This is a genomic window from Actinopolyspora mzabensis, assembly GCF_900101095.1.
Taxonomy (GTDB): Bacteria; Actinomycetota; Actinomycetes; order Mycobacteriales; family Pseudonocardiaceae; genus Actinopolyspora; species Actinopolyspora mzabensis.
The window spans coordinates 1-17565 of sequence record NZ_FNFM01000004.1; the positions used below are offsets into that span (position 1 = coordinate 1).

The following is a 17565-nucleotide window of genomic DNA, read 5'->3' on the forward strand; positions in this document are numbered from 1 at the left end:
GTCGGTGTCGGTAGTGATCACCCGGTCTCGGTGCAGTCGATGACCACGACGAACACCACCGACATCAACGGCACGCTGCAGCAGATCGCCGAGTTGACCGCCTCGGGCTGTGACATCGTGCGTGTGGCGTGCCCGACCGCCGACGACGCGGCGGCGCTGCCCGCGATCGCCCAGAAGTCGAAGATCCCGGTGATCGCCGACATCCACTTCCAGCCGAAGTACGTCTTCGCGGCCATCGAGGCGGGCTGCGCCGCCGTGCGGGTCAATCCGGGCAACATCCGCAAGTTCGACGATCAGGTCAAGGAGATCTCCAAGGCGGCCAAGGACCACGGCACGCCGATCCGCATCGGCGTCAACGCGGGCTCGCTGGACAAGCGTCTGCTGGAGAAGTACGGCAAGGCCACACCGGAGGCGCTCGTCGAGTCGGCGTTGTGGGAGGCCTCGCTGTTCGCCGAGCACGACTTCCACGACGTCAAGATCTCGGTCAAGCACAACGATCCCGTGGTGATGGTGCGGGCCTACGAACTGCTGGCCGAGCAGTGCGACTACCCGCTGCACCTCGGTGTGACCGAGGCCGGTCCGGCGATGCAGGGCACGGTCAAGTCGGCCGTGGCCTTCGGTTCGCTGCTGCGGCAGGGCATCGGCGACACGATCCGCGTGTCGCTGTCCGCCCCGCCGGTCGAGGAGGTCAAGGTCGGCACCCAGATTCTGGAGTCGCTGAACCTGCGGCCGCGCAAGCTGGAGATCGTCTCCTGCCCGTCCTGCGGCCGGGCGCAGGTCGACGTCTACAAACTCGCCGACGAGGTCACCGCCGGTTTGGAGGGCATGGAGGTTCCCCTCCGCGTGGCCGTGATGGGCTGCGTGGTCAACGGTCCCGGTGAGGCCCGCGAGGCCGACCTCGGGGTGGCCTCGGGCAACGGCAAGGGGCAGATCTTCGTCAAGGGCGAGGTGATCAAGACCGTGCCGGAGAACCAGATCGTGGAAACCCTCATCGAGGAAGCCGGACGCCTGGCGGAGGGGATGGAGCAGGGTTCCGAGGAGTCACCTACCGTCACCGTCGGCTGAGCGGCGCGCTCCCCGTTCTCCGGCTGTCGGTGCTCTCCGGCTGTCGGTAAGCGGAAGCTCCTGTTGTTTCCGACGATTCGGTAATTACGAACAGGTTGATGGTTACGAACGGCTCGTCGTCGGCGAGCCGTTCCGCCTCGTCCCGCCAGGAGTCTCCTGTCGAACGGGGTTCCCTGCTCAGTCCGGTGGTCCTGCTCGAGAAGTTCCTTCGATCGGGTGATCTCGATGCGGAATACCTCACTTCCGGAATGTCTCGTGCGGCGTTGTCCCCCGGCTTTCTGGCACGCTTGAGCGGTGCTCAAGCTCGCGGGTGCGCGGTTGTTACAGGGACGGGACTTGGCAAGCGTTCGTTCCCTGCTGGAATCGGATCCCGTGGCCGCTTGCATGGTGCTTTCCCGGATCGAGGCCGCCGAGATCGACCCGGTCTATCTGAGTGGTGAGCTGTGGGGCTACGGCAGCGGCTTCGACGGCCTCTGCTACTCCGGCGCCAATCTCATACCGCTGCGCGGGGGCAGGGACGCGATGCGCGCGTTCGCCGATCGTGCGAGTCGGCGTCGGCGGGTGTGCTCCTCGCTCGTCGGGCCCGCCAGGCAGGTCATGTCGCTGTGGTCCGAGTTGTCCGCCCACTGGGGACCCGCCAGGGAGGTGCGCCCCGAGCAGCCGTTGTTGGCGCTGTCCGAACCCCCCGCGGGATGGGTGGATCCCGCGGTGCGCCAGGTTCGTTCCGAGGAGCTCGACAGTTATCTGCCCGCGGCGGTGTCCATGTTCGTCGAGGAGGTCGGCGTGGATCCCCGTAGCAACGGTGGTGCCGTTGCATACCGCGCGCGGATAGCCGATCTGATAGCCAGTGGTCGCGCGTTCGCCAGGTTCGAGGACGGTCAGGTGGTCTTCAAGGCGGAGATCGGTGCGATCTCCGGTACCGTCGGTCAGATCCAGGGGGTCTGGGTCCACCCCGATCGGCGTGGCAGTGGCCTGGGGGCCGCCGGTACGGCGGCCGTCGCCGACCATCTGGTGCGCGGGATGGGGCGCAGGGCAAGCCTTTACGTCAACGATTTCAACATCGCAGCCAGAGCGGCCTACCGAAAGGTCGGATTCCGGCGGGCCGGAACGTTCAGCACCGTACTGCTCTAGTCGAACTCTGTTGCGCCGGTTTTCTGCCGCGCTCGTTCGACAGGACCTCTCGTGCGGCTCTCGTCCGGCGAGCCCCGACTGCCTGGACGGGGGAACGGGTGTGAATCGAAACACTTCTTACTCGCTGTAATACGTTCGATGGATATTTTCCCCTGTTCAGCGACCCCGTCCGTGTCATGGTGCGCTCTGCGCAACACAGTACGCACGACACCTGTCCGGTTTCTTCGGCATACTGCGATCTGTGCGTACAGCTCGTGCTCTCAGCCTTCTGACGGGACTGCTCGTCACCCTGCCGCTGGCCTCCTGCGGCGTCTTCGACTCCGGCCCCTCGGCCGAGGACGCGGCGTCCGCCTACCTGCGTGACTTCGCCGCAGGCGACAACGCGGCCGCTGCCGGTCGTACCGACGCACCGGAAACCGCTAGAAAGTTCCTGGCCGAGACCAGGCGGAATCTCTCGCCGGAGAAGGTCGAGGCCTCCGTCACCGGGGTCGACTCCGGGGGCGGTGGCAGTCCCACCACCGCGAAGTTCCGCGTCTCGTGGAATTTCGGCTCCGACCGGGTGTGGAGCTACGACGGTGAGTTCGAGCTGCGCGAGAACGACAACGCCTGGAAGGTCCACTGGCAGCCCGCCGTGGTGCATCCCGAGCTCGGTTCGGGGCAGAGCCTGCACCACCAGCTGGACCCCGCCACTCCCGCGCCGGTCCTGGGCCGGGACGGTACTCGTCTGATGGGGCCCCAACGACTGGTTCGCGTCACAGTGGTGCGCAAGGAGGTGGACAACCTCCCCGAGGTCGCCGGATCACTGGCCCAGGGGCTGGAGCCGGTGGCCCCCGGCGTCACCAAGCGGGGAATAGTCGAGGGCGCCAAGGAGACGCCCGAGAACCAGGCCTACACCGTGGTCACATTGCGCCTGTCCGACTATCGGCGGGTCAAGTCCGCGATATACGAATTACCAGGTGTCCGGTTCCCGGACAGGACCGCCCTGGTGGCTTCGGAACAGGACTACGCCTCCCAGGTGCTGCCCGCCATCTCCAAGAACCGGAAAGATCGGTTGAACGGCAGCGACGGCTGGCGCGTCTTCACGGCCAACTCCTCCGGCGCCGAGCTGAAAACGCTGCACCAGGTCGAACCCGAGCCTACCGAGGCACTCCGGACCACCCTCAGCGACAAGGTGCAGCGGGCCGCCGAGAACGCGGTGAACCCGCTCGACAAGCCCGCCATGATCGTGGCGATGCGCCCCTCCAGCGGTGGTGTGCTGGCTGTGGCGCAGAACAGGGCCGCCGACGACAAGGGGGCACTGGCACTCACGGGGCAGTACCCGCCGGGCTCCACCTTCAAGATGGCGACCGCTCTCGCGGCTCTCGAAGCCGGAGAGGTCGACATCGGTACTGAGCTCGGTTGTCCCGCGGAGCGGACCTTCAACGGGAAGACGCTGCCCAACGCGCACCATTTCGACCTCGGCCGCGTGACGATGAAGAAGGCCTTCGCCGAGTCCTGCAACACCACCTTCGCCGGACTGGCCTCCCGGCTGCCCGCCTCGGCGTTGCCGACGGCCGCGAAGAAACTGGGTATCGGCGCCGACTTCGCGATCCCCGGCATAACCACCCTGACCGGAGAAGTGCCCTCCTCCGAGGAGGAGGTGACGCGGGCGGTCAACGGCATCGGCCAGGGCAAGGTGCTCGCCAGCCCGTTCGGGATGGCGCTGGCCAGCGCCTCGGTGGCCCATGGCTCCATGCCCACGCCCAAACTGCTCGAATCCGCCGACACGCGGGTGAACGAGCAGGCGAAACGCGCCCCCTCCGAACAGGCGTTGCGGAAACTCCGCGAGATGATGCGGGAGGTCGTGCGCTCCGGGACCGCCACCGAGCTGTCCGGTCTCGGCGAGGTGGCGGGTAAGACGGGAACAGCACAGTTCGGCGACGGCAGTCGGGCGCACGGGTGGTTCACCGGCTATCGGGGGGACCTGTCGTTCGCGGTGCTGGTGACCGACGCGGGGACCTCGGAGCGGGCGGTTCGGGTCTCGAAGGAGTTTCTCTCCGGGATCGGCTGATCCCGGTGTGTTAGGTTGTCGCGCACCGTGCCGTTCCGGGCGCGGTGCGAGATCACCGTGGACGGGAGTGGATGTGATCTACTTCGATTCTTCTGCCCTGCAGAAACTGATCGCCGCGGAGCCGGAGAGCAACGCGCTCAGCGTGTGGATCCGGAGCAACTGGGAACAGCCACGTGCCACCAGTGCGGTTTCCAGGGTCGACATACTCCGTAGTTTTCGTACGGCGGGGCCCGCGGCCGAGGATCTTGCCTCGATCGTGGTATCGAAGATCGAACAACTACCCGTCGGGCAGGACGTGCTCGACACGGCTAGCGAATTCGACTCGCCACTTAGCTCCACCGAGGCCATCCAGTTGGCATCCGCCTGCCGGGCGCGGGACGGACTGCACGCGTTCGTCTCCTACGACCCGGTGATGCTGCGTGCCGCCGAACGCGTCGGACTGGTGACCGTTTCACCGGGCAACGACGCACCCGGTGTGACCGGTTGAGCGGAGTCGTCCTCCCCGCTTTCGGTACGGCGCTGTGTGGTTGGTCATTTCGGGGCCACGTGGTCGACTGCGGGCGGTTGCGCGTGGCGCCGACGTTCTAGAGTGAGGACATGCCCGTACGAAGCCCGCTGCAACCAGGACAGCAAACCCCTCGCCGTCCGGTGCCGTCCGGTATCGAGCGTCCCGAGTACGTCGACAAACCGGCACCGCGGCGCAATACCGATCCCGACGTGCAGCCTCCCGAAGTGATCGATGCCATGCGGGTCGCCGGCAAGCTCGCGGCCCAGGCGTTGGAGGAGGCGGGCAAGGCGGTCCGTCCCGGTGTGACCACCGACCACGTGGACGCCGTGGTGCACGAGTTCTTCGTCGACAACGGGGTCTACCCCTCCACCCTCGGTTACCGCGGTTTTCCGAAGTCGTGCTGCACCTCGTTGAACGAGGTCATCTGCCACGGGATACCCGATTCCACGGTGATCGAGGACGGGGACATCGTCAACGTCGACGTGACCGGATACATCGGCGGTGTGCACGGTGACAACAACGCGACCTTCCTCGCGGGCGAGGTCTCCGAGGAGGCTCGGTTGCTCGTGGAGCGTACTCACGAGGCCACGATGCGCGCGATCCGAGCGGCGAAGCCGGGGCGGCAGCTGAACGTGATCGGACGAGTCATCGAGTCCTACGCCAAGCGTTTCGGTTACGGAGTCGTACGGGACTTCACCGGGCACGGCATCGGCCGCTCGTTCCACAGCGGTCTCGTGGTGCTGCACTACGACGAACCATCGGTACAGACGGTGATCGAACCCGGTATGACGTTCACCATCGAACCGATGATCACGCTCGGGACCCACGAGTACGACGTCTGGGACGACGGCTGGACGGTCACGACCAGTGACAAGAGCTGGACCGCGCAGTTCGAGCACACCATTCTGATCACCGAGGACGGCAACGAGATCCTCACTCGTCCCTGAACGCTACGGAAACAACGCAGATGCCCGGCCGGGGCGCGCTCACGTCGGGCACGCCCCCGTGTCGCGGGAGGGAGCGGAGTGTGAGCGAGGGCACTTCCGCGTGGCGGGTGGGCGTGCGGTGCCGTGGTCGTGGTGTATGAAATCCGACGTGAATTCACTGCTGGTTGCCGGGACGACCTCCGACGCGGGCAAGAGCGTACTCGCGGCCGCGCTCTGCCGTTGGTTGTCGCGTCGCGGTGCCCGGGTGGCGCCGTTCAAGGCGCAGAACATGTCCAACAACTCCGTCGTTACCACCTCGGGCGGCGAGATCGGACGTGCGCAGGCAGTACAGGCCATGGCTGCCGGTGTCGAGTCCGACGTTCGGTTCAACCCGGTGCTGTTGAAGCCGGGCAGTGATCGCACTTCCCAGGTCGTGGTGCTGGGTCGGGTGGCGGGGGAGGCCACCGCGCTGTCGTATCGCGAGCGCAAGGCCGAACTGCTGCACACGGTTACCGCGACGCTCTCCGAACTGCGCTCCGAGTACGACTACGTGATCTGCGAGGGGGCCGGGTCACCGGCCGAGATCAACCTGCGTGCCCAGGACATCGCCAACATGGGACTCGCCCGTGCCGCCGAGCTGCCCGTGCTGGTGGTCGGCGACATCGACAGGGGTGGGGTGTTCGCGCAGTTGTTCGGCACGCTCGCGCTGCTGGATCCGGCCGATCAGGCGCTCGTTTCCGGGTTCGTGGTCAACAAGTTTCGCGGTGAGCCCGAGCTGCTCACCCCGGGGTTGCGGGAACTCACCGAACTCACCGGTCGAAGCGTGCACGGTGTACTGCCGTGGTCGGAGGAGCTCTGGTTGGACGCCGAGGACTCGCTGTCGTACGTGGCCGACGGGGTGGTGGGTCGTCCCGCCCCACCGGTGGGCGAGCAGTGGCTGCGGGTGGCCGTGCCGCGACTGCCTCGCATATCCAATGCCACCGACGTCGAGGCACTGGCCGCCGAACCCGGTGTCTCGGTGCGCTTCGTGACCGAGCCCTCCCGGATCGCTGATGCCGATCTGGTGGTGCTTCCCGGTTCCAAGTCCACGGTCGGCGATCTCGACTGGCTCCGGCGAACCGGACTGGCCGAGGCGGTTCTCGGACACGCCGCCGCGGGACTGCCGGTGCTGGGGATCTGCGGTGGGTTCCAGATGCTGGGTGAGCGGATCGACGATCCCGTCGAGTCCGGCGCGGAGGTCGACGCTCTCGGACTGCTGGACATGGAGATCGAGTTCGAGACGACCAAGACGCTGGGCAATCCGGTGGGCACCGCTCTGGGGCAGCCGGTTTCCGGTTACGAGATCCACCACGGCAGCGTGCGGCGTCATCCCGAGAGCGAGCCGCTGATTCGACTTCCCGCCGGTGACGGGGAGGGAGCACTGCACGGCTCCGTCGCGGGCACGCACTGGCACGGCTTGTTCGAGAACGACGCGTTCCGTCGCGACTACCTGGCGCGCGTAGCCCGCGCCGCCGGGAGAACCGGCTTCCGGGTCGCCGCGGACACCTCGTTCGCGGAGCTGCGCCGCGACCAGTTGGACCTGCTCGGGGACATGGTCGAACACCACCTGGACACCGACGCGTTGCTTCGGTTGCTCGACAGTGGTGTCCCCGCCGGTCTACCGCGCGTCTCCAGCGGTCTGGTCTCGCCCTGAGCAGTGCGTTCCCGGCCGTGATCTCCGAATCGGTCTCAGGTGGTGTGCTGCTCGTCCCCCGATGTGAACTCGGCGAGTAGCTCGTCCAGGAAGCCGCCCGCCTCGGCCGCGGCCCGTTCGGGATGACCGTCGCGCACGGCTTCGAGCAGTTCGGTGTGGGAGACGTCGCGCTCCGGAGGAACCTCGGGATCGAAGGTGGTGGCCACGCTGGAGAGCACCGCTTCGCTGATGCCCTGGTAGAGCTGGATCAGCACCGGGTTGTGCGAGGCTTCCACCAGCCGCAGGTGGAATCGGCTGTCGGTGTGCACGACCCGCTCCGAGTCGCGTTCGGCGAGGGCGGTGTCCCGTTCCCGCAGCGCGATCTCCAGGTCCGCGACGTCGGCCTCGGTCCGGGCGTTCGCCGCCAATCGGGCGCTTTCCACTTCCAGGGCGCGCCGCACTTCGAGAACCTGTCGGAGTTCGGTGTCGCACAACCTGCTCACGGCTCCCGACAGCTCGCTCGTGGCGCGTACGAACGTGCCGTCTCCCTGCCGGACCTCCAGCAGTCCCGCATGGGCCAGGGCCCGCACCGCTTCGCGGACCGTGTTCCGCCCGACGCCGAGCGCGTTGACGAGTTCCGCTTCCGGTGGGATCCGTTGTCCGAGGGGCCACTCGCCGGATGCGACTAACTCACGCATCTGGGCGATGACCTGATCCACCAAACCGGTCCTCGTTGTCGTGACCAAGGGCACAGCGAGGTCCTTTCATCCAAACATCCTACGTTTGCGATACTAGTACGCGATGTCTTCCGAGTCGCGCACCGAAACCGTTCCCGATCGGTTGATCGTCCAGGATGCCAGTTCCGGGGCGGGCGAGGCCCGGAATGATGCGAGTTCGCAAGCCAACGAAAGTACCCCCGAGATCAACGGCCTTCCCGATCGGAACGCGGCCGCCGGTGGTGGACTGCTGTTGCTCGGGGTCGCCCTCGCCGCGGCGAACATGCGTCCGGCGGTGACCAGCCTCTCCTCGATACTCGGCGGGGTACGCGACGCGCTCGGTGCCAGTACGGTGTGGGCCGGCGTGCTCACCTCGGTGCCGACGCTGTGCTTCGGGGCCGCGGGCATAGCAGCACCGCTGTTGGCACGGCGCTGGGGGATGCGGAGTGTCGTCGGTGTCGCGCTGGGTGTGCTGACCGGGGCGATGCTGCTACGGGTGGTGGGCGGTACGGTCACCGTGCTCGCGGGCACCGTGGTCGCCTGCGCGGCCATCGCGATGTGCAACGTCCTCATCCCGGTGGTGGTCAAGGAGTCGTTCCCCAACCGGGTTGGTATGGCCACCGGCCTCTACACCACGGCGATGGCCGCGGGCGGCTCCGTGGGCTCGGCCTTCACCCCCTGGTTACGTGCCGAACTGGGTGGTTGGCGTCTCGCACTGGCCACTTGGGCGGTGCTCGCCCTCGCCGCCTTCGTCGTCTGGAACTCGGCGGGCGGTGGTGGCGCTCCCCGATCCGGAGCAGGGGCCCGGCAGCGAGCGGAAGCGACGGCGGAAGGTTCCTCGTTGCTGCGCAGTCCGCTGGCCTGGGCGGTTACCGGTTATTTCGCGATGCAGTCGCTGGTGGCCTACGTGGTCATGGGCTGGCTTCCCGAGGTGTTCAAATCAGCCGGTGCCGGCGCCGGCGCCGCCGGCGGACTGCTGGGCCTGGTGCTGCTGATCGGTGTTCCGATCAGCATGGTGTTGCCACCCCTGGCCACGAGGACGAGGGGGCAGTCGGTCTGGACGGTCTGTCTGGCGGCCACGGCCATCAGCGGTTTTCTCGGGGTGCTGTACGCGCCGATGAGCGCGCCGCTGCTCTGGGCGCTGTTGATCGGCGTGGGGATGAGCGCGTTCCCGCTGGCGCTGGTGCTCATATCGCTACGTACCAGCAGTGCGGCCGAGACGGGCAAGTTGTCGGGAATGGCGCAGAGCATCGGTTACCTGATCGCCTCCACCGGCCCCTTCCTGTTCGGAATGCTGCACGACGTCACCTCGAACTGGTCGGCCTCGCTGCTGGTGTTGATAGGAGCGCTCGCGGTGCAGGCCGTCCTCGGCGCGTTCGCAGGGCGCCCCCGAACCGTCTGATCCGGGGTCCCCGTCCCGGGGTTCCGGAAGGAGGCGAAGCCCGGACTCGTGCGAGCGATGGAGGCCGAGCGGCCCGGTGAGCACCGCGGTGCCCACCGGAACACGCCGCGCCCGCGGTCGTGCTCGCCCAATCAGTCCAGGGGAAGCCCGAGCAGTGCGTTCTCGACCAGCTCGGGCATCGCGGGGTGGATCCAGTATTGGCCGCGAGCCATGGTGCGCGCGTCGATACCGAACTCCATGGCCTGAATGAGCGGCTGAATCACGGTGGGTGCCTGCGGTCCGATGATGTGTGCGCCGAGCAGTTTCCCGGTCGAGGGGGCTGCGAGCAGTTTGGCGAAACCGCTGGTGTCCTCCATCGCCCACCCGTAGGCGATACCGCCGTAGTCCTGTGTGGCGGTGACATAACCGATGCCGTGTTCGGCAGCCTGCTGCTCGGTGAGTCCCACCGAGGCGATCTGTGGTTCGGAGAACACCGCGTGCGGTACGAAGCGGTGATCGGACTCGATCGGCGTGTCCGGGTGCAGCAGATTGTGCTGCACCACCCGCTCCTCATGGTTGGCGACGTGCTTGAGCTCGTGCTCACTGCTGACGTCGCCCAGTGCCCACACCCCTTCGACGGTGGTGCGCTGTGTGCTGTCCACTTTGACTTTTCCGTCCTCGGCGGTCTCGATTCCCGCCGCGGCGGTGTCGAGCAGGTCCGAGTTGGGGCGACGTCCCGTCGCCACCAGCAGCGTCCCGGCTTCGAGGGTCTCGGCTCCTTCCGGGCCGTCCATCCGGAGCCGCACACCTTCCCCGGAACCACTCACCTCGATCTCGCGCCGGTTCAGCCGCAGATCCCACTGCCTCGCGGCCAGTTCGGTGAACCGTTCCGAGATGTCGACGTCCTCGCTACGCAGCACCCGTCCGGAACGGCCGACCATGGTCACGCGCACGCCCAGCGCGGAGAAGATGTGCGCGAACTCCGCCCCGATGAAGCCCGTACCCATGATGATCATGCTTTCCGGAAGGCTTTCCAGCCGCATCACACTGTCGCTGGTGTGGTAATCGACGTCCTCGATGCCCGGGATTTCCGGAATCACCGGACGACCTCCCGCCGCGATCACCACTCGGTCGGCACTGATCGTGGTCGGCCCCTCGGCGGTCTCCACCCGGAGCTCCCGTGCCGCGGTGAACCGTGCGGTGCCCTCGTAAAGCGTCACGTTGGGGTTCTCGTCCCTGCGGAACCGCTTTCCGCTTTCGGAGATCGTGTCGATCCTGCCGAACACGCGGTCCCTGATCTCGCGCCACCGCACCTCGTCCAGCCGTACCCCGACTCCGAGGCGTTCTCCCGCGGTCGGGGAGTTCGCGACATCGGCGGTGTGCACGAACATCTTCGTCGGTATGCACCCCACGTTCAGGCAGGTGCCGCCGTAGGACGAGTGGCTTCCGACGCCCTTCTCCACGACCGCGACGTCCCAATCGGCGAATCGTTCGTCGAGGATCGCGTTACCCGAACCGGTGCCGATGATGATCAGATCGAAGTGTCGCACGTGCCCCATCCCGTCTCTGCTTCCTTATCGCCGCGTACAACCCGGGGCTCGTTCCGGAAATTCCTACGGTGTCCGGTGGCCGCGCGCCAACACCTCCCGCCGGGCGGCAGGGCCGAGTGCTCCCTTCGGCGACGAGTTTTGTTTCCTTGAACAGAAAATAGCCAATTGTTACGAGGCTGTTCTCTATCCGGAATACGCGGTGCGAACGCATTGATGACGCTGTGCGCAGGGGATATTCCGCGATTGCGTGGGTGTGCCGGATGTAACGTGACATGAAAGATGCTCGAAAAAGTGGGAGAAGAGCAAGTCGAACATTCCCGTGACGAAGGAATCCACGGGGTTCCGCGGGCCGAGGGGTCCGTGCGTTCGCGGTGAGTTGGAGTACGAATGCGGCTATCCTCGCGGCAGCGGGACCATCCCGTCGAGCTACGACAGAAGATCCCCTCCGCAGGCGGATCGGATTCCCAGTCTTCCGGGCCCGGAACCACCGGAGCGAGGCGCGACGGGCGCCGCGATGGTGCGCAGCGGCCCCACAGTGCTCGAGCCTTGCCTTGGGAGCGTCGCTACCGCTCGTTGGTGGCTGTCGGTGATGTGACCGCCACGGGGCTCGCGGTGGCGGGAGGCACGGTGGTCTCGGCGCCCGCCGAGCCGTGGCTGACGGTTCTGTTCGCGTCCGTCACCGCCGTCGCGTTGCTCACCGCCCTGGTCCCGGCCTGGGACCACCGAATCCTCGGGCAGGGAGCCGAGGAATTCCGCCGGTTGGGCAGGGCACTGCTCACCGCTGCCGTACTGCTGGCCTTCGGGGCGGTCGCCGCCGGTCTAGGGCAGTTGCGGGGGTGGATCTTCGCCGTTTTGCCCGCTGCTGCCGTGCTGTGTCTGTTACAGCGTTACGTGCTGCGCAAACTGCTGCATCGGAAACGAGCGCTGGGGCGCTGCATGCTTCCGGTCATCGCCGCGGGGGATCCCGAGGCACTGCGAGATCTGATCGCGCGTACCCGGAGGGAGTCCCACCTCGGTTGGCAGATCCGCGCGGTGTGCACCGCGGGGCGCTCGGGGAGCGGTGTGGCCGTCGACCAGATCGACTCCGTTCCGGTGGTGGGAAGTCTCGACGACATCGCCCGACAGGCGCGACTGGATGCCTACCGGGCGGTGATGATCAGTGCCGACCGGTACTGGACACGGCAACGGCTGCAGTGGCTGTCCTGGGAACTGGAGGGCACTGCCACCGAGATGGTGGTGGCTCCGGTACTGATGGACATCGCCGGCCCCAGAGTGCACGTGTCCGAAGTCCTCGGCATGCCGCTGTTGCGGCTGAGCGAGCCGGTGCTGACCGGGCCGCGCCTGTTCGTCAAGTCCGTTATGGACCGAACGGGGGCACTGCTGTTGCTGCTGACGCTGTCACCTCTGCTGCTCGTGATAGCCATCGGCATCAAGTTGAACAGTGCGGGGCCGGTGTTCTACCGGCAACGACGCGTCGGACACAACGGCCACGTGTTCACGATGTTGAAGTTCCGGACGATGGTCAGCGGCGCCGATTCCCCCTCTTCCGACGGTGACCTCACCGACGAGGGGGCCGGTCCGTTGTTCAAGTCGCGGTGCGATCCCCGGGTGACCGGTCTCGGCTCCGTGCTGCGGGGTTACTCCATGGACGAGTTGCCACAGCTGGTCAACGTTCTCCTCGGTGACATGTCACTGGTGGGGCCGAGGCCGCCGCTGCCCGCCGAGACAGAGTCCTACGAGCCGGAGATGCACCGTCGCTTCCTGGTGCGTCCGGGGATGACCGGACTGTGGCAGGTCAGCGGCAGGAGTGATCTCTCGTGGGCCGAGAGCGTGCGGCTGGATCTGCGTTACGTGGAGAACTGGTCACTGACGTTGGACTGGATGATCCTCTGGAAGACGGTGCGTGCCGTGATGACCAGGGAGGGGGCCTACTGACTGTGGACAGCCGGGCCGCTACCGCCTCTTGGGGTGACTATACGCAAATTTCCTAAAACCTTTAGGCTTCTGTATAGTCCCTTTAGGGATTCTGCGAGTGAGGGGTGGTTGTGCCGAGAGCGGGGCTGAGCGCGGAACGCATCATCGGTGAAGCGGCGGAGCTGGCCGACGAGGTCGGCTTCGAGCAGGTAACGGTCTCCGCGCTGGCCAGACGATTCGGCGTCAGGGTCGCGAGCCTGTACTCGCACCTGGACGGCTCGCACGATCTCAGGACCGGGATCGCGCTGCTCGCCCTGGAGGAACTCACCGATCGCGCCGCTACCGCACTGGCCGGGCGGGCGGGTAGGGCCGCCCTCCTCGCCTTCGCCGAGGTCTACCGTGATTACGCCCGGCAACATCCCGGCCGCTACGCCGCGAGCCGATACCGGCTCGATCCGGAGACGGCGGCAGCGAGTGCCGGAGTCAGGCACGCGCGGCTCCTGCGCGCGGTCCTGCGGGGTTACGACCTCACCGGCGACGAGCAGACACACGCGGTTCGACTGCTGGGCAGCGTTTTCCACGGCTACGTCAGCCTGGAGCTGGAGGGTGGGTTCAGCCACAGCGCTCCCGACAGCGAGCGGTCCTGGGCGCGAATCGTGGAAGTCCTCGATGGCCTGCTGCGGAACTGGCCCGACCCCTCCCATTCCGACGCTTCCCGAACCGAGGCCTCCCAGCCCGAGGCCTCCCAGTAGGGGACTCGAACCCCGGCAGCGCTCGCGGATCCGAAACGTACCGGGAAACAACCTGCGGTTTCGGCCCGGCAACACGCGACAGGAAAAGGCCATGCACCACGAACACACCTTGATCGACACACCCCTCACCGCTGATCTGCTGCGCGGCGCGGTGGAGACGGAGCACACCGAACGGGGGTTGCTACCGCACCGGCTGCCCGCCAGGGCGCTCGCCCAGGGCGGTGACGGGCAACTCGCCATGGCCGAGAGCCAGCCCTCCGGTGTCCGGCTCGCCCTGCGCAGTCGAGCCACCACCGTCGAGCTGGACACCGTGCCGGCCAAGCGGACCTATCGTGGGGTGCCGCCTCGACCGGACGGAATCTACGACCTGCTCGTCGACGGCTCGCTGGTGGAGCAGGCCCACGTCAGCGGGGGTGACACCCTCGACATCGACATGACGACAGGTGACGTCCAGCGGTACCCCGGGCCGGTCGGAACCCTTCGCTTCACCGGACTGCCCGGACGTGTGAAGGACCTCGAGATCTGGTTACCGCACGACGAGACCACCGAACTCGTGGCCCTGCGCACCGACGCCCCTGTCGAGCCGTCCCCGGAATCGGGCCGTGCCGTCTGGTTGCACCACGGCAGCTCGATCAGCCACGGTTCCAACGCCGCGAGCCCCACCGCGACCTGGCCCGCGATCGCCGCGAACACCGCTGGTGCGGACCTGATCAATCTGGGACTGGGCGGCAGCGCGCTGCTCGATCCGTTCACGGCGCGAACGATGCGCGACACCCCGGCCGACCTGATCAGCCTCAAGCTCGGCATCAACCTGGTCAACGCCGATCTGATGCGGCTGCGCGCCTTCACACCCGCGGTGCACGGTTTCCTCGACACCATCCGGGAAGGGCACCCCGACGCTCCGCTGCTGGTCGTCTCACCCATCCACTGCCCGATCCACGAAGCCACCCCGGGCCCCAGCGCTCCCGACTTCACCGAGTCCGACCTCGGGCGGTTGCGCTTCCTCGCCACCGGGGACCCGGCGGAACGTGCGAACGGGAAGCTCACGCTGGAAACGATCCGAGCGGAACTGGCCGGGATCGTGGCGCAGCGGGCGGAGGAGGATCCGAGGTTGCACTACCTGGACGGACGCGAACTCTACGGCCCGACCGATTACGCCGAACTACCACTACCCGACGAGCTCCATCCGGATTCCGCCGCTCACCGTCGTATGGGTGAACGTTTCACCGGGTTCGCCTTCGCCCCCGAAGGGCCCTTCGCGGGGCACGACGACCAGCGGTCCCGGGCGCGGTGAGCTCGTCGATCGTTTCTCGTAGCGACTCGTGGTAGCGCTCCGGGGCGAACAGCGCGGCGGCCTCGCGACAGGCGTGCTCCGCGAGCTCCAACGCACCCGGCCAGTCGAGTAGCAGCCGTTCCACGCCGTCCGCGAGGGCCTCGGGGTCGTCGGCTCCGACGATGTGGCCGCGGCTGCCGTCACCGACGGTTTCGGGAAGTCCCTGGACGTCGGTGACCACCACCGGCAATCCGGCGAGCTGCGCCTCCACAGCGGTGTTGCCGAACGGCTCGAATCGGGAGGGCACCAGGGCGATGTCTGCTTCGGCGTAGTGGTGCCAGACATCGGAGTCGAAGCCGTGCAGCCGGACCGAGTCCGACAGCCCGTGCGCACGGACCAGGCGCTCGATCTCGCGTTCGAACCATTCGTAACCGTCGAAGGCGGAGCCGATCAGGTCCAGCGTGACCGGATGCCCCCGTTCCCGCAGCAGCGCGAGCGCCCGAACCGCCGTGTCCGTGCCCTTGCGCGGCGAAAGTCTGCCCACCAGGATGAGCCGGTGCGGCCGGGTGCTCGAGGTTTCCGCGCGGGGGTGTTCGGCGGGGCCCGCGACCCCGTTGTAGACCACACTTGTGCGGTCCCGCAGCCGGGGAATCGCGCGGTGCAGCACGTCCGCGGCGGCACGACTGTTTACCACGACGCGGCGGGAAGCGAGCAAGGGTAGCGTCAGCCCGACACGTATCGGTAACGGTTGGGTGTCCTCGGCTTCGTGCACGTGCGTCACCACCCGATGCCCGAGCGCGGCGGCCAGCAACGTCCAGGTGGGAACGGTGATCGTACTGATGTAGACGGCCGCGTAACGACGTCTCAGCACTCGAAGTACGGCGGGTAACGAGACGAGGCCGTCCCGCAGGAAACCGAGCAGGCCGGTGGGGTGCAGCACGCTTTTGCGCAGCACCGCCGTGGGGCAGTGGTGCACCCGTGCTCCGGTTCGTCGCAGCTGCGATACGAGCGGCCCCTCTCCGGGCAGTACCACCAGTACACGGTGTCCCGCCCCGGTCAGCGCTCGCACCGATTCGAGGAACACGCGGTCGGAACCGTACAACTCGGCGGAGGGGTGTACCAGCAGCAATTCGCTCGGCGAGTGGTCCCGAGGGGCGTGGGGCCGAAAGCGGTCGCGGACAAACCTCCGAAACATCGCCGCTGTCCTCCGGGCCGTAACGGGGCTTTCGAACGGCGAACGGGTCATCGCTGCTCCCATCGTGGCTGTCCCGGCGTCGCGGGAGGTGCGGAGGTCGAGGGGGGTCGACGCTGTCAGCGGTTGGCCGCGGGGTTCCCGTTGCCCGCGGGTTCCGTTTCCGTCCGGAGCGTCCCGGCCCAGGCCGCGAGCATCAGGAGCCACACGGCCGATGCGTTGGCGGGCGCACCGAGGGATTCGGCGAACACCGAGTTGGCCAGCATTCCCAAGGTGACCGAGATGATGAGGGTGCGGTCTGCTCGCGGTTCCGGTCGTAGCCGCTTGGCGCGCGTGGTGTTGACGAATATACCGATCACCAGCGCCGACCAGACGAGCAGTCCGAGCAGGCCGGTGTTCACGAGCAGGTTGATCACGGCGTTGTGACCGCCGCCGAGTCCCATCTCGTCGAGGAAGAGCCCGCGAGTGGCACTCAGGCCGTGGCCGTACAACGGCCGTTGGGCGAAGGCTTCGAGGGCGTAGCTCCACAGTTCGGTACGGGCGTTGAGGGTCAGCAGCCGCGACATCGAGTGCCCGCGAGTGAAGAATCCGGCGATGGCCGGGGCGGCGGCCAGTACCACGGTCAACACGCCGACGAAGAGGAAAGCCGTTATCTCCAGCCTGCGGGTTCCCCGCCACCTGATCCACAGCGCCACGACCGAACCGACGGCGGCGGCCAGTGCCGCGCTCCGCGTGTTCGTCGCGATCAGCCCGCCGGCACAGACGGTCAGCATGCCGAGATAGATCCCCAGCGGCCAGCGCGGACCGGTCCTGGTGTTGCGTCGGCCGATGACGTAGCTCGCGAGCACGATCACGGCGATCGCCAGTAGCTGCCCCGCGGCGACGGGGTGCAGGTGCAACCAGGTGAACCGATCCGGCTGGCTTTCCCTGCGCGGGAAGGGGACAAGCACTCCGAAGATCACCGATACCGTGATCAGCACGCTGTAGGCGTGTGCGAAGAAGTGCATGCTCGCGCGATCCGCGTGCCGCGCCGTCGTACGCGTCAGTGCCAGGATGACCGCCATCTGGCAGGACCGCACCAGAGCCATCTCGAAATACGGTGAGTACACTGTGGACAAAAAGAACACCGCGACGTAGGCATAAGCCGCGAGTGTCGTCCAGTGGGCCGTCACGAGCCTCGGCGTGGGGCGGAACCGCAGGAACAACCAGCAGGAGATCACTCCGTAGGTGGCGATCTCGAGCAGCACGAAAAGGTCCGGGTTGCCCGAAATGGACTGGTCCTGATCGCGGAGTCGGAATTCGTACTCGCTGGCTATGATGAACGCCAGTGCGCACACGGTCAGTCGGATCGCGTCCCGATCGGAGCGGAAACCGGATGCGTCGGTAAGGAAGTGGCGATAGTCGAGCACGGAAATCCTCGGCTTGGGTGTCTTGC

The 17565-nt window shown here is 67.1% G+C and carries 14 protein-coding genes; 10 read left to right on the top strand and 4 right to left on the bottom strand.

The window, feature by feature from the left end:
- The 6 genes from ispG to BLR41_RS07275 all read left to right on the top strand — a co-directional run.
- Positions 1–1065, top strand: a 1065-nt coding sequence (gene ispG, locus BLR41_RS07250) for a flavodoxin-dependent (E)-4-hydroxy-3-methylbut-2-enyl-diphosphate synthase (protein WP_143013022.1), incomplete at its 5' end; no start/stop codon positions are given.
- A 294-nt stretch (positions 1066–1359) separates the two neighbouring features.
- Positions 1360–2196, top strand: coding sequence for a GNAT family N-acetyltransferase (locus BLR41_RS07255; RefSeq protein ID WP_092627253.1), 837 nt, complete (start codon positions 1360–1362; stop codon positions 2194–2196).
- Between the two features lie 241 nt (positions 2197–2437).
- Positions 2438–4246 carry a penicillin-binding transpeptidase domain-containing protein gene (locus tag BLR41_RS07260; protein ID WP_092627254.1) on the top strand — a complete coding sequence of 603 codons (1809 nt, stop codon included), beginning with the start codon at positions 2438–2440 and terminating at the stop codon, positions 4244–4246.
- Positions 4247–4319: 73 nt separating this feature from the next.
- A complete protein-coding gene (locus BLR41_RS07265; protein ID WP_092627533.1) occupies positions 4320–4733 on the top strand; it encodes a type II toxin-antitoxin system VapC family toxin in 414 nt (137 codons plus the stop codon).
- A 110-nt stretch (positions 4734–4843) separates the two neighbouring features.
- Positions 4844–5701, top strand: a complete 858-nt coding sequence (map, locus tag BLR41_RS07270; RefSeq protein ID WP_092627255.1) for a type I methionyl aminopeptidase — start codon at positions 4844–4846, stop codon at positions 5699–5701.
- Between the two features lie 148 nt (positions 5702–5849).
- A complete protein-coding gene (locus BLR41_RS07275; protein ID WP_092627534.1) occupies positions 5850–7373 on the top strand; it encodes a cobyric acid synthase in 1524 nt (507 codons plus the stop codon).
- 35 nt (positions 7374–7408) lie between these two features.
- On the opposite strand, the gene BLR41_RS07280 is transcribed toward BLR41_RS07275, so the two are convergent.
- Positions 7409–8104 (bottom strand): FadR/GntR family transcriptional regulator, encoded by a 696-nt coding sequence (locus tag BLR41_RS07280; protein ID WP_176797869.1) that lies wholly within the window; start codon positions 8102–8104, stop codon positions 7409–7411.
- Positions 8105–8153: 49 nt separating this feature from the next.
- On the opposite strand from BLR41_RS07280, the gene BLR41_RS07285 reads away from it, so the two are divergent.
- Positions 8154–9470, top strand: coding sequence for a CynX/NimT family MFS transporter (locus BLR41_RS07285; RefSeq protein ID WP_092627256.1), 1317 nt, complete (start codon positions 8154–8156; stop codon positions 9468–9470).
- A gap of 131 nt (positions 9471–9601) precedes the next feature.
- Here BLR41_RS07285 and BLR41_RS07290 read toward each other — a convergent pair whose 3' ends face one another.
- The gene (locus BLR41_RS07290; protein ID WP_092627536.1) at positions 9602–10999 is read right to left on the bottom strand and encodes a mycothione reductase; all 1398 of its coding nucleotides are present in this window, start codon (positions 10997–10999) and stop codon (positions 9602–9604) included.
- Positions 11000–11545: 546 nt separating this feature from the next.
- On the opposite strand from BLR41_RS07290, the gene BLR41_RS07295 reads away from it, so the two are divergent.
- The 3 genes from BLR41_RS07295 (at position 11546) to BLR41_RS07305 (ending at position 14959) form a co-directional block, all read left to right on the top strand.
- Positions 11546–12934: a sugar transferase gene (locus BLR41_RS07295; RefSeq protein ID WP_218119992.1), complete on the top strand. Its 1389-nt coding sequence runs from the start codon at positions 11546–11548 to the stop codon at positions 12932–12934.
- Between the two features lie 110 nt (positions 12935–13044).
- The gene (locus BLR41_RS07300; protein WP_092627258.1) at positions 13045–13665 is read left to right on the top strand and encodes a TetR/AcrR family transcriptional regulator; all 621 of its coding nucleotides are present in this window, start codon (positions 13045–13047) and stop codon (positions 13663–13665) included.
- Positions 13666–13756: 91 nt separating this feature from the next.
- A complete protein-coding gene (locus BLR41_RS07305) occupies positions 13757–14959 on the top strand; it encodes a GDSL-type esterase/lipase family protein (protein WP_092627259.1) in 1203 nt (400 codons plus the stop codon).
- On the opposite strand, the gene BLR41_RS07310 is transcribed toward BLR41_RS07305, so the two are convergent.
- Together BLR41_RS07310 and BLR41_RS07315 are read right to left on the bottom strand one after the other, a co-directional pair.
- Complete coding sequence (locus BLR41_RS07310; RefSeq protein WP_218119994.1) at positions 14889–16067, bottom strand: glycosyltransferase; 1179 nt, start codon at positions 16065–16067, stop codon at positions 14889–14891. The two genes, BLR41_RS07305 and BLR41_RS07310, sit on opposite strands and share 71 nt — an antisense overlap.
- Before the next feature lie 182 nt (positions 16068–16249).
- On the bottom strand, positions 16250–17539 hold the full coding sequence (locus BLR41_RS07315) for an O-antigen ligase family protein (protein ID WP_092627261.1): 1290 nt from the start codon (positions 17537–17539) through the stop codon (positions 16250–16252).
- Positions 17540–17565: the final 26 nt, after the last annotated feature.